This is a genomic window from Aequorivita antarctica (assembly GCF_007997155.1).
Taxonomy (GTDB): Bacteria; Bacteroidota; Bacteroidia; order Flavobacteriales; family Flavobacteriaceae; genus Aequorivita; species Aequorivita antarctica.
The window spans coordinates 152,523-165,167 of sequence record NZ_VORT01000008.1 but is presented as its reverse complement, the minus strand read 5'-3'; the positions used below and the strand labels follow the sequence as shown (position 1 = coordinate 165,167).

General features: G+C 37.3%; 12 protein-coding genes. 5 read left to right on the top strand and 7 right to left on the bottom strand.

Annotated features, from left to right (window positions below):
• Positions 1 to 3 precede the first annotated feature (3 nt).
• The 4 genes from ESU54_RS12225 to ESU54_RS12210 all read left to right on the top strand — a co-directional run bounded on the left by ESU54_RS12225 (position 4) and on the right by ESU54_RS12210 (position 4,918).
• Complete coding sequence (locus ESU54_RS12225; RefSeq protein WP_111844931.1) at positions 4 to 1,311, top strand: ABC transporter permease; 1,308 nt, start codon at positions 4 to 6, stop codon at positions 1,309 to 1,311.
• Positions 1,312 to 1,370: 59 nt separating this feature from the next.
• Positions 1,371 to 2,534, top strand: a complete 1,164-nt coding sequence (locus tag ESU54_RS12220; protein WP_111844932.1) for a sigma-54-dependent transcriptional regulator — start codon at positions 1,371 to 1,373, stop codon at positions 2,532 to 2,534.
• Between the two features lie 62 nt (positions 2,535 to 2,596).
• The gene (locus ESU54_RS12215; protein WP_111844933.1) at positions 2,597 to 3,475 is read left to right on the top strand and encodes a PPK2 family polyphosphate kinase; all 879 of its coding nucleotides are present in this window, start codon (positions 2,597 to 2,599) and stop codon (positions 3,473 to 3,475) included.
• A gap of 51 nt (positions 3,476 to 3,526) precedes the next feature.
• Positions 3,527 to 4,918 carry a M20/M25/M40 family metallo-hydrolase gene (locus tag ESU54_RS12210; RefSeq protein ID WP_111844934.1) on the top strand — a complete coding sequence of 464 codons (1,392 nt, stop codon included), beginning with the start codon at positions 3,527 to 3,529 and terminating at the stop codon, positions 4,916 to 4,918.
• A gap of 3 nt (positions 4,919 to 4,921) precedes the next feature.
• On the opposite strand, the gene ESU54_RS12205 is transcribed toward ESU54_RS12210, so the two are convergent.
• Both ESU54_RS12205 and ESU54_RS12200 read right to left on the bottom strand, forming a co-directional pair.
• A complete protein-coding gene (locus ESU54_RS12205; RefSeq protein ID WP_262510808.1) occupies positions 4,922 to 5,671 on the bottom strand; it encodes a DUF1853 family protein in 750 nt (249 codons plus the stop codon).
• Between the two features lie 53 nt (positions 5,672 to 5,724).
• Positions 5,725 to 6,180: a DUF1801 domain-containing protein gene (locus ESU54_RS12200; protein ID WP_111844936.1), complete on the bottom strand. Its 456-nt coding sequence runs from the start codon at positions 6,178 to 6,180 to the stop codon at positions 5,725 to 5,727.
• Between the two features lie 168 nt (positions 6,181 to 6,348).
• On the opposite strand from ESU54_RS12200, the gene ESU54_RS12195 reads away from it, so the two are divergent.
• The gene (locus tag ESU54_RS12195; protein WP_111844937.1) at positions 6,349 to 6,681 is read left to right on the top strand and encodes a hypothetical protein; all 333 of its coding nucleotides are present in this window, start codon (positions 6,349 to 6,351) and stop codon (positions 6,679 to 6,681) included.
• Positions 6,682 to 6,719: 38 nt separating this feature from the next.
• On the opposite strand, the gene rlmF is transcribed toward ESU54_RS12195, so the two are convergent.
• From rlmF to ESU54_RS12170, 5 genes are all read right to left on the bottom strand, one after another.
• Positions 6,720 to 7,565 (bottom strand): 23S rRNA (adenine(1618)-N(6))-methyltransferase RlmF, encoded by an 846-nt coding sequence (rlmF, locus tag ESU54_RS12190; protein WP_170253281.1) that lies wholly within the window; start codon positions 7,563 to 7,565, stop codon positions 6,720 to 6,722.
• A 298-nt stretch (positions 7,566 to 7,863) separates the two neighbouring features.
• The gene (locus ESU54_RS12185) at positions 7,864 to 8,592 is read right to left on the bottom strand and encodes a phosphatase PAP2 family protein (RefSeq protein ID WP_111844939.1); all 729 of its coding nucleotides are present in this window, start codon (positions 8,590 to 8,592) and stop codon (positions 7,864 to 7,866) included.
• A gap of 109 nt (positions 8,593 to 8,701) precedes the next feature.
• Positions 8,702 to 8,893 (bottom strand): RNA-binding protein, encoded by a 192-nt coding sequence (locus ESU54_RS12180; protein WP_111844940.1) that lies wholly within the window; start codon positions 8,891 to 8,893, stop codon positions 8,702 to 8,704.
• Between the two features lie 4 nt (positions 8,894 to 8,897).
• The gene (locus ESU54_RS12175; protein WP_111844941.1) at positions 8,898 to 9,248 is read right to left on the bottom strand and encodes a DUF2200 domain-containing protein; all 351 of its coding nucleotides are present in this window, start codon (positions 9,246 to 9,248) and stop codon (positions 8,898 to 8,900) included.
• Between the two features lie 119 nt (positions 9,249 to 9,367).
• Positions 9,368 to 12,520, bottom strand: coding sequence for a hypothetical protein (locus ESU54_RS12170; protein WP_111844942.1), 3,153 nt, complete (start codon positions 12,518 to 12,520; stop codon positions 9,368 to 9,370).
• Positions 12,521 to 12,645: the final 125 nt, after the last annotated feature.

Here is a 12,645-nt window from a genome sequence, read left to right as displayed (position 1 = left end):
ACAATGAACCATCTTCCACTCATCATAAAAAGGGAATACCTCACTAAAGTCCGCAATAAATCGTTTATAATCATGACGTTTTTGACTCCCTTTATTTTCATAGGGATTTTTGCCTTGGTGGCCTATTTATCTAGTTTAAACAGTGATACTGTTCGTAAAATTTCAATTTTGGACGACAGTGGATTGTTTGCGAATGAATTTAACAGTTCGCCACATACACAGTATAAAATATTGCATAAAGTTTCCTTGGAAGAAGCAAAAAAGGAAACAGAAACTGAAGAAATTAATGGCTTGCTGTACATTCCAAAAACTGAAAATTTGGAAGACCTTTCCAAAGAAATCACTTTTTATTCCGAAGATTCACCATCGCTATCGATGATGAGTGACATAAACGATATGCTGGAAAGGAAAGTGAATACGCTAAAGTTGAAAGAAGCCGGAATTGATTCCGAAACTATTAAAAATCTTCATATAGACATTCGCGCTAATCAGGAAACTTTTAAAGGGAAGGAAACCTCAAAACTAGGTTCTGGCTTAAAATTGGCTTTTGGGGGAGCTGCAGGTTACCTTCTTTTTATGTTTATCATCATTTATGGCAATATGATTATGCGCAGTGTAATAGAAGAAAAAACCAGCAGAGTAATTGAGGTTATCATTTCATCTGTAAAACCACGCGTGTTGCTTTTGGGGAAAATATTCGGAACTACTTTGGCGGGTATTACCCAGTTTTTGATTTGGGTGGTCTTAATATTGGTTTTGATGACCGTTGTAACCTCCGTTTTTGGAATTGACCCCGCCGCAGGCTCTCCTTCACAGCAGATTATAGAAAATAGTGTCGACGGTGGAACGCAGCAAATTTTACACGATATAATGCTGGAGGTTAATAACTTGCCCCTTACAAATTTAATTGTGATGTTTATCCTTTTCTTTGTAGGCGGTTATTTGTTGTACGCTTCATTATACGCTTCCGTAGGTGCTGCGGTTGATAGTGAAACCGATACTCAACAATTTATGATGCCAATTTTAATGCCGCTTATTTTAGCAGTATACGTTGGGTTTTTTACTGTAATGGACAATCCACATGGAACCGTTTCGCAAGTGTTTTCATACATTCCATTTACCTCGCCGGTAGTAATGCTAATGCGCATTCCGTTTGGTGTTCCCATTTGGCAACAGATTATTTCGGTAGTCATTCTATTCGGTACTTTTATTGGTATGGTTTGGTTTGCGGCCAAGATTTATCGCGTAGGGATTTTAATGTACGGAAAGAAACCTACCTATAAAGAGATTTTCAAATGGCTTAAATATTAAGAAATAGTATTGCCGAAAATTTGCCTTATTTTAGGGCATGAATAAAATTAAAATATTAAATGTACAGAATACTTATAATAGAAGACGAGGCAGCGATAAGAAGGGTTTTGATGAAAATTCTTTCCGAAGAAAATCAAGGTTACGAAGTTTTTGAAGCCGAAGATGGTCTTGCGGGAATGGAAATCATCAAAAAAGAAGATTTTGATTTGGTGCTTTGCGATATAAAAATGCCAAAAATGGACGGTGTCGAGGTTTTGGAAGCAGTAAAAAAGATAAAACCAGAAATACCGATGGTCATGATCTCTGGTCACGGCGATTTGGAAACTGCGGTAAATACAATGAAAATGGGCGCTTTCGACTATATTTCAAAACCGCCAGACTTAAACCGATTGCTGAACACAGTTCGTATTGCTTTGGACAGAAAGGAATTGGTTGTTGAAAACACACGCCTCAAAAAGAAGGTTTCCAAAAACTACGAAATGGTTGGCGAGTCGCAAGAAATTGGGCTGATAAAAGATATGATCGAAAAAGTGGCACCTACAGAGGCCCGCGTTCTGATTACCGGTCCCAATGGAACTGGAAAAGAATTGGTGGCACATTGGCTCCATCAAAAAAGTGAACGCAGCAACGGCCCAATGATAGAAGTGAACTGTGCCGCAATACCCAGTGAACTGATAGAAAGTGAGCTTTTCGGCCACGTAAAAGGTGCTTTTACTTCCGCGATTAAAGACCGTGCAGGTAAGTTTGAAGCTGCCAATGGTGGAACCATTTTCTTGGATGAAGTAGGTGATATGAGCCTTTCCGCACAGGCAAAAGTACTTCGGGCATTGCAGGAAAACAAGGTGCAGAGAGTGGGTAGCGATAGAGATATAAAGGTTGATGTGCGTGTTATCACGGCCACCAATAAAGATTTAAAGAAAGAAATAGAAGAAGGTCGTTTTCGCGAGGATTTGTACCACAGATTGGCAGTGATTCTTATAAAAGTCCCTTCTTTGAATGATAGAAGAGATGACATACCATTATTGGTAGATTATTTTTCAGAAAAAATATCAACGGAACACGGTACTACCAAAAAGAAATTCACCACCAAAGCTATTAAACTTTTGCAGGAATATGACTGGACGGGTAATATCAGGGAGCTTCGAAATGTTGTGGAACGTTTGATTATTCTTGGAGGAAAAGAAATCAGTGAAGAGGATGTAAAATTGTTTGCAAGTAAATAGTGTAAACACCCAAAATTTGAAGTGCACCAAAGTTATATTTTTCAATAAAATCAATAGCAACCATGAAAGAAGTAAAAATTGAAGATTTTAAAGTAACTGGGACTGTAAAACTTGATGGTTCACGAAACGATTGGGACTTGGATGCGTCAGAAGACGAATTGGAGGATCATTTGGAAGACACCCGGAAAAAACTGGGTAAACTTCAAGATACATTATACGCCCACGGAAAATATGCTGTGTTGGTCTGTCTTCAAGGAATGGACACGGCTGGAAAAGATAGCTTGATTCGAGAGGTTTTTAAGGATTTTAACGCGCGTGGGGTGGTAGTGCACAGTTTCAAAACACCTACTGAGCTTGAGAAAAGACACGACTATCTTTGGCGTCATTATATAGCTTTGCCCGAGCGGGGAAAGTTTGGGGTTTTCAATAGAACACATTACGAAAATGTTTTGGTAACAAGAGTGCATCCAGAATATATTCTTGGCGAAAACTTGCCAGGTATAGATAGTTTGGAAGATATTGACACCGAATTTTGGGAGAAACGATTTCAGCAGATCAATGAATTCGAAAAGACAATTCAACAGAATGGGACTATTATTTTTAAATTCTTTTTGAACCTTTCCAAAGACGAACAAAAGGAGCGCCAACTCCGCAGATTGGACAAACCTGAAAAAAACTGGAAGTTTTCTCCTGGTGATTTGGATGAAAGAGCTTTATGGGAAGATTACAGAAAGTATTACGAAGATGCCATTAATAGAACCTCAAAACCAAATGCACCTTGGTACATTATACCTTCTGACGATAAAGAAACCGCTCGTGTGATTGTTGCGGAAATTATGTTGCAAGAACTCAAAAAATATAAAGACATCAAGGAACCGGAATTGGATGATGATATTAAAGCCAAGATTTCCGAATATCGTGAACGTCTTAAAAATGATTAATTTAGCCACCTTCCAGTTTAATCTGAAATTAATTTCAATAAAATTTTATCGATGAAAATCTATTTGCTACCTACGCTACTTTTTACTTTACTTTTTTCTTCAGTAAGCATTTCACAGAACACCGTTCAAGATTCTACTATGCTAAAAAAGCTTTACACAGCCGCGTTGACTGATGGAAAGGCTTACGATTGGCTGGATTATCTTTCCAACCAAATAGGAGGTAGGCTTTCAGGGTCCTTTGAAGCTGAAAATGCTGTGAAATACACTGAAGAAGAAATGAATCAACTTGGCTTGGACAAAGTTTGGCTGCAACCCGTAATGGTTCCAAAATGGACGCGTGGCTTTAAGGAATATGCATACATAGAATCGCCAACTGGAGAAAAAAGCGTAACCGATATCTGTGCACTGGGGGGGTCGGTTGCTACACCAAGTCTCGGAATTAAGGCGGAAGTGGTAGAAGTAAATGGCCTAGATGAGTTAGCTGCTTTGGGAAAGGAAAAACTATCAGGAAAAATTGTTTTCTACAACAGACCGATGCAAGCAGATTTAATACTAACCTTTGAAGCTTACGGTGGCTGCGTGGACCAACGATACGCTGGTGCTGCAGAGGCTGCAAAATATGGTGCACTTGGCGTTATTGTTCGCTCTATGAACCTCAAACAAGACGATTATCCACATACTGGCGCAATGAGTTATGGCGATACACCTGTTAGTCAACGAATTCCTGCAGCGGCCATAAGCACTAACGGAGCCGATTATTTAAGCAGTTTGCTGAAGTTGCAACCCAACCTTTTGTTTTATTTCAAACAGAATTGTAAAACTTTTGACGATGTGCAATCCTATAATGTAATTGGTGAAATTACGGGCAGCATCAACCCTAACGAGTATTTTGTAGTGGGTGGCCATTTGGACAGTTGGGACCTTGCTGATGGATCACACGATGACGGTGCCGGATGTGTGCAGAGTATGGAGGTGCTTCGTCTTTTTAAGAAAGTTGGTTATAAACCCAAGCATACTATTCGTGTAGTATTGTTTATGAATGAAGAAAATGGTCTACGCGGTGGAACTAAATATGCCGAAGAAGTAAAACGTAAAGGTGAAAAACATTTATTTGCTTTAGAAAGCGATGCCGGTGGATTCACACCCCGTGGGTTTTCATTCCAAACGAATGATACCAATCTTAAGAAAGCACAGTCTTGGGGGTCTTTATTTAAACCTTATTTAATCCACTCTTTTGAGAAAGGCCATGGCGGTTCCGATATTGGACCGTTGGAAGGAAATATTGAAGTCATAGCTGGGCTTCGACCAGATAGCCAGCGGTATTTTGACTATCACCATGCAGCCAATGATACTTTTGATGCGGTGAACAAACGTGAGCTGGAACTTGGTGCCGCTACAATGGCTAGCTTGGTGTATCTTTTTGACACCTACGGAACTAAATAATTTTTACCACCAAACTATAAAGAAACGCTCCATTGTATGAGGCGTTTTTTTATAGATTAATGGCGACTTGTTTTTTTTAATTTGTAAATCAATCAATTGTTTAATTTCTGAAAAGTTATGCCAATTGGTCAGTGTTTTTGCTGGTAGAAGCCATTCTTTTTTGTTGGGAATAGCGTAAAGAGCGGTTTCATCTTCTTTTAAATCAGTTGGTTTTATGAAATGGCCTATTATGCAATTCTGAAAAGGTTTCGGAAATATTTCAGCATCCATTTTCTTCGGAATAAATAAAAATGCTTTTAAACACAGCTCCTGTGAAGAAGGTTTAGCAATTCCGAGTTCTGTTAATTTTTGAATGGTTTCGGCAGTGTGAAGTAAGGGAAACTGTTTCAACTTTACTTTTTCCAACTTGTCAAAAAGGCTGTCTTTTCGGTTGGGACCGACCCATTTTTGTTCTTCTGAATCGCCTGCGTTTTCATCATATAAATAAAACTTGCAGGCCAATTCTATGTGAACAATCTTTTTGGTTTTAAGATTTTCAACTATATAATCCAACTCGCCCAAAGTTTCCTTCACGCCGTGAATTTGAAGATTTGCAACCAACAATCCGAAGTTTTTTGAACGTTTAAAGTATGCTTCAAAACAGGCTTCGGCTTGCATACCGAGGATGTAATCTTTGGGAAAATTGAAGTCGCTTTCGTCAACATTTTCATCTGAAAATTCAAAGTTTTCAAAGGGATAGTTTTCCGAATTTATTTTTAAATCAGGGGCTTTTATGAAATGCGCTAGTATGCTGTTTTTTTTGATGGCTATCGTTTTAATACGGTTTCATATTTCGAAATCCATTGGTCAACCGAAACCTTTGTAGTGAGTTCTCCAAGCAATTCAAAAGGAATGTTTTTAGGGTTTTTGAAGCGGATACAGCTTTTGCCCATATCCAGTTTTCCCTTGGCATGTTTTGGATATTCCTCCGTAAACCATTCGTGTAGTTTTGGGTCAATGTAAATAGCCATATGATAAAATGCTATATGGTTTTTCTGTGAGGCTATACTTAAAAATGGAAGCGGATCCGTGGGTTTACAATGGTAACCATCTGGATAAATGCTGTGCGGCACCACGTAGCTTATCATTCCATACTGCATGGTTTCCTCAAAACCTTTGGGAAGGTTTTTTTTCACCGTTTCTCGTAATTCTTGCATTACTTCCTTTCGATCTTCGGGAAGTTCGGCTATGTATTGGTCTGGGGTTTCGGCTCTGGATTGCATTTTTTGAAAAGTTTAAAAATTCAAAGTTATAAGTTTTTTGTTGAAGTATGCTTCCCCTTAGGTAAACCCTGATGAACATTATTATAAAACTAAAGGGGAAGTAGTATTATTTATATCAGGCTTTTGTTACCCAAAATATAATTGTACTTTTCTAAGAAATATAAAAATATGAAAAAATATATAGCATTTTCCGTAGTTGCCCTTTTCTTATTGTTTGCTGCGGAAGGGTATTCGCAAGAAATAACCAAGTACAATTTTCTTGAAATAATTGTGGTACAAAAAGCCAATAACCGCGGGAAGGTGAAGCGCATAAAAGTAGAGGAACAGACTTCTTTGATTGGACAAAATATCTCTATTGATGAAATTGAGGATATTGAAGAAACTTCAAGCTTGCTGAATTATATGAATGCCCATGACTGGGAGTTTTTGGACCGCCAATCTGTGGTTTCTGATGATAACGATCCTGTTTGGATGAGTTATATTTTCAGGAAGAGAAAGTAGTTAGTATTGAGTAGTTAGTAGTGAGTGTTGAATGGTTTTTATTTAAAAGTCCAAGCAATAAAACGGCTTTGTTTGTTGCCTTGTTCCATCTCTACTATTTTTACTTCGGAAGGCTTGGTTTTATTTATGGCTCTTTTGATATTTTTCAGGTTTTCTTTTTGTGAAATAACGGCCGTAAACCATTGCACTTGATCTTTAAATTGAAGACTTTCTTCAGCCATCTTTTGCACGAATGCCGCTTCACCACCTTTGTACCATAACTCATTGCTCAGGCCTCCGAAATTCTGGGTTTTTTCTTCGCTTAATTCAAGGTTTTTAAATTTACGACGGTTGCTTTGTTCGGCATCGGTTCGGTTTTTAAAGAAAGGCGGATTGCAGACAACCACATCAAAAACGTCGGTTGGTTGGATGATGTGTTCCAAAATATGGCTTTTAAACTGTTGGTGCCGCAATTCAATATCTTTTAAATCAGGATTTTTATCAATTATTTCCTGTGCATTGCTCAACGAATCTTGATTTACTTCACTTGCGGTGCATTGCCAATTAAAATGGCGGCTCGCCAAAATAGGGTAGATGAGGTTGGCGCCAGTGCCAATATCCAGCAAATGAATTTCTATTTTTGGAATAAGCTCTGCTATGTGCAACAAATAATCCAACCTACCGGGAATTGGCGGACAAAGATTGTCCTCGGGAATGTTCCAATAGGTTATACCATAATGCGTTTTCAGCAGGGCAGTGTTCAGTGCTTTAACGGCTTCGTGGTTTGCAAATTTCACGGTTTTGTTGCCGTGTTCATTTTCAAAAACAAAAGGTTTTAATGCTGGGTGCACTGCTATAAGTTTTTCGAAATTATAGTCTTTATTGAAGGGGTTTTTGGGATGCACGGGGGTTTTCTTTAGATTGGTAAAGGTACTTGAATAATATGTAATGAATAATTAGTAATGAATGATGTTAGTTGTTAGAAGATAAATGTGATAAAAGGAGAGTCAATTACGAATAACAGCAATGGAAATTGTAATAATTAACCCAATACTAGTTGCTACGATATTATAAATAAGCTGTTGGTTCTTGGGAACAACTTAATGTAAAAAGGATGGTTATTAAATAGAATATTTTTTTCATTAGAGGTTATAAGTAGTAAAATTACTCAAATGCTAACTAACCAAACCATAATGTATTCTTTTATGTATTGGGGTCTCTTCGAAATACTTCAACCAAATTAAAAATAAGGATGCAAAAAACCACCCAAATAAACCCGGCAATATAACCGCCGGCAATATCTGACGGATAGTGAACGCCCAAATATATTCTGCTGAGGCCAATGCTTAAAATAATGAAAGCCATGAATATTATTATAGCTACTTTTAAAAACCTATTGATTTTAAATCTAAAAAAAAGATAGATCACAAACCCATAAAAAGCCATAGCACTCATGGCATGGCCGCTGGGATAACTTAAGGTCTCTACCGAAACCAAATGTTCTATACCAGGTCTTGCCCGGTCAATGAAACGTTTCAACATCATATTGGATATAGACGCCAATAATAAAACCAGTATGGTTTGCACTACACCTCTCCATTTTTTAAAAACGAAAAAGGATATAACACTCGAAATAGCTAAAACAATAAGGTAGCCGTAAAAATCGCCCACATTGGTTATGAATATAAAATATTTTGTGAGCGTGGGATTCCGAAAGGAAATAATATAATCGGTTATAGCTTGGTCATATTGTGGCAGTAGGTTATCCTTTAATTCTTCCGTAAGTTCAATGAACAAATTGATGCCGCCAATAACTATAATTAAAGCCACGACAACTGTAATTATATAGGGAAGTTTGCTATTGTACTGGTGAAAGTTGCGAATTAAAAATGCCTTTAGCCTTTGTATTAATGTAAGGAGCGTTTTTTTCATCGGGAGGAAGAATGTTTAAAAACTAAACATTAAAGATACTTTATTTTGAGTACTGTGTTGAGTTGGATTTTAGGTGATAGTTGTTTGGTTATCTAATCAAATAGGAATATTAGCCTGTTACTATCACATTTCTGCCTAAGGTCTTGAACCGCACGCCATTTTCTTGCTCTACAGTAATGGTAATGTGTCCAGTTTTACTGGTATTTATATCGCGCACGGTGCCAGATTTGCCTTTGTGGGTGCCGTTATTGACTTGGCAGTTGTAGCCGTCTTTTAAATTAGAGGGGTCTTTGGATTTCATACTACTATTTTTTTAAAATCTTTTCCATCGCCTTGCCCTTTGCCAACTCGTCTACCAATTTATCTAAATAGCGAATCTTTTGCATTAGTGGGTCTTCAATTTCTTCTACACGGATGCCGCAGACTAGGCCGGTTATTTTTGAGATATTGGGGTTTAGTTGGGGTGCTTCTGTGTAAAAGTTTTCAAAGCTGGCTTTACTGTCTAGTTGTTGTTGTAAGCCTTTTTCGTCATAGCCTGTTAACCAGCAGATAATTGTGTCTAGCTCTTCTTTGGTGCGGCCCTTTTTTTCTGCTTTGGCTATATAATATGGATATACATTTGCGAAAGGTAGTTTGTAGAGGTTTTCATTTTTCATTGTAGTTGAATAGGAGTATAAATTTACATTTTTTCTAGCTTTTCTAGTGCGCTTTTTAAAAGCCCGCTAAGGTTGTGAGCGATAAGGTGAGAAAATTAGAATTTTTAGCTGTTTAAAATTTAATCAAGCTTTAGGGAGTCTATTGTATTATTATTTTCATTCTTATATTTTGAAATAGGTCTGTGTAGTTTGTATTGGTTTTTATTGGTAACCACGGTATCGGTCTTTATGAAATCGAGAATGCGCATTAAGGTTTCTTGCACTTCGGGATGTTTATGAACCATAGCCTCTTGATATTGCACTGCGGGCTCGCTTAGCAAGCGTGCCAATGGAGGCTCCACAACACCCCACTTATCAAATTTATAGGGTTTATATGCTCTAAGTGCGTTATCAATGGCTTCGTTGTTTTTTTGGATGCTGTCCATAAGTGCCAAAGGGTTATCCACCTCGGCTTTTAGAATTTCACGCACTTTTTCATAGGTCATTTTATGTGGCATCATTACTGGAACAATAGCAAATCCTCGATTTTTTATTTTTTCGTAAATATAACCCGGAAGCTTGTCAATGGAAACAACGGTTCCAATTATGGAGGCGAATTCTCCAGACTCCTTGACAGTTTTTGAGGAAAATTTCCACTGAAACAGCTTTTGTCTGATGTAAAAATCACCAGAATTGATAATATTAATAAAAATAGGTTGCACTTTTTGGTTAAATTCCGCTTCGCGTTCAATGGCGTCATACACTTCCATTGCACTAAGCATGCCACTGTTTTCAAAATAGCCACCATCTAAATAATTACCTTTTTGACGGATTTTGGCCGTAGGACTGAACAATGGAAAACGATTGGTAGTTGATACCGCTCCATAATAAGTAAGCGCTACCGAATCGCGACCATTTTCAAAAATGGAAAGATTATCTGCTCCTGCAAAAGTACTGTCAGGAAAACGAACCGTTGAAACCACGCCCTGCCTTCCAGCTACTGATGTGGAATTCATAATAAGTGCGGGGAATTTACGGCCTCGTTTTTCATAAAGATTGCGCCATACATCTAGATAGCTTATGTTGTGGAAGTCGTCCAAAGGCATTCCCGTGTTTATGGCATGCAACTTCATGCTTTTATAGGAACGGTCTTTGCCGTGGTAATTGAAGAACGGGAGGTATTCGCGAATCAAATCCCGTCCCAATAGATAAGTGAGTTCATTGGATAGTACATTGGAAGTGCCTATTTTAAATATTTCATGATTTAAACTTTTCTTCTGGTCGTTATAATTGCGTAGCGAAGCATAATTGCCTATGCCCACCGCACCACCAGAAACACCCGACAGCACTATGCTACGGTCGAAAAATTCACCTTTACTTAAAGAATCCAATTGGTTAAACAACAATAAATTCCAAAGATTGGCTTTTAATCCGCCGCCATACGAGCCCACAAAAAAATAATTATCTTTTTTATAGGAATTAGCGGTTTCACTTATCATAAATCCATCAAAATCCAAAGGTTTATGGGTTTTTACTTCAGTGAGTTCGTGCAGGTCATTTTCAAAAGAAGTCATATAAATGGCACCAGAAAAGAAAAAAATAATCAGCAATGGTAACCAATATTTATAAAAATTCTTTGGCCCGTTTTTTTTCTTTTCTTGTTTTAATTCTTCTGCATCCTTTTCTTCCTTTGGTTCTTCAAGCCTATGATAGTATAATAAATGCTTGAATAAAATGATGAGGATTGAATAAATAACAATAATATAAAGACAAATAATAACTAAGGGGCTGAACCAACTGGCAACGACAAAAAAACTATTTGCAAGCAAGAGGCATACTAAGGAAAATATTCCGCTGTAGCGCATAAAATTCAAATAGAAAACGTTATCGCTCAGTTTTCCGAAATATTCTAAATACTTGGGAATTTTTTGGTTTTTAATATCGCCGTATTTGTCAAATAGTTCCAGGGTTTCCTTTTTAAACATTTCTGTTTTTTCATCGTATAGTTCTTTTGTATAAAACGCATACTTAAAATAGGTGCGGCATATTTTGAAATATATATAGAGGTACATTTGGCAACCCAAGGTGATAAGAAATGCAATAAAAGGGATGCGGTCCCATTTAAAGATGGCCACAAGAATAGCAGTTATAAAAACCATGATTACACAAGCCAGGTAATAGCGTGGAAACCTGCCCACATATTTAATAATATATTCAACAGTTTCCTTTTTGGTTGCTTCATCTCCCTCTTTCAAATCTTTTTTCCACTGGTTATAACGCTTTCCCCAAAAATTATATGCGATTAAGGTAATGAGGAGCAAGAAAGCCGAAATATAGGATGCATTAAAATACACACCAAAGTAACGGGGAATCATCATTAGGAATATTTGGAACATCGCAATGTAAATGAGGACCCCCAAGCTGCGGCGCAGATTTTTCACGGCTTCATTATCAAAAGTGATGCTGGTGCCCGGTTTTGCTTTACTGGTGTCAAAATATATTATATTAAGACCCAACCAGCTTCTTTTATTTTTAGGCATTTCAAGGCTCACACAATCTCTATTCCCGTAAAGCCAAATATCATTGTAAACAGGAAAGTGTGAAAGAACCAGTGCCAAAAAACTGAGCAAAAAGAACAGGATAACAATATTTAAAGGCCGGTAAAAAAGGTCAACTATGAGTGTGCCGCCCTGTTCCATAAACGTTACCATCACATAAATAATAATGATAAAAAGAATGCTTAATAAAGCAGTCTGTATAAACCGGATCAAGGTTTTGATTTGTGGTAAAAAAATGGTTTTGAGAAACCAATAAAGCAAAAACATAAAACAAATTGCGTACAGGGTAACTTTTACGGGACTGATATATTTTAAGTTGATAAAATCTCGGGCCCATTTAAATTCGTAGCCAAAGCCCTCGAAAACATCTGCGAGCAATGCTAATAAGGAAAAAAAGAAAAATGCCTGCCATACAGTGATCAAAATTTTGTATTTCTTCCATCTGAAAAAGGTATCCTCAAACAAATCGCGTATCAAATAGGAAATTATCAATAATAGCAGAGCAGCCCATATAAAATCAAGAATGAAGAAAGCATGGTAGAAAATTATTTTATCGGAATTTTCGGGACTGAAGATAAGCGCATTTACAGTTTCAAAATTATCAAAATGCCCATGCTGCGGCATTTCAATATAACTATTAATGCGAAAAGCAGCATTGATGATAATCAAAAGTAGGGAAAGAACCACCCAACCTATAATCCAGTAATTAATCCCCTTTTGAAGCCAGTTTTTCATAATACAAAATGTTTATGGCCAAAGCGGGGGAAAACTTATGGCAGTGTTAACACTTTCGAATATACGAAAAAAATATTACCCAAAACACAAAGGGTCAGGTGTTTAAAGCCTATTGGTGTATTAAA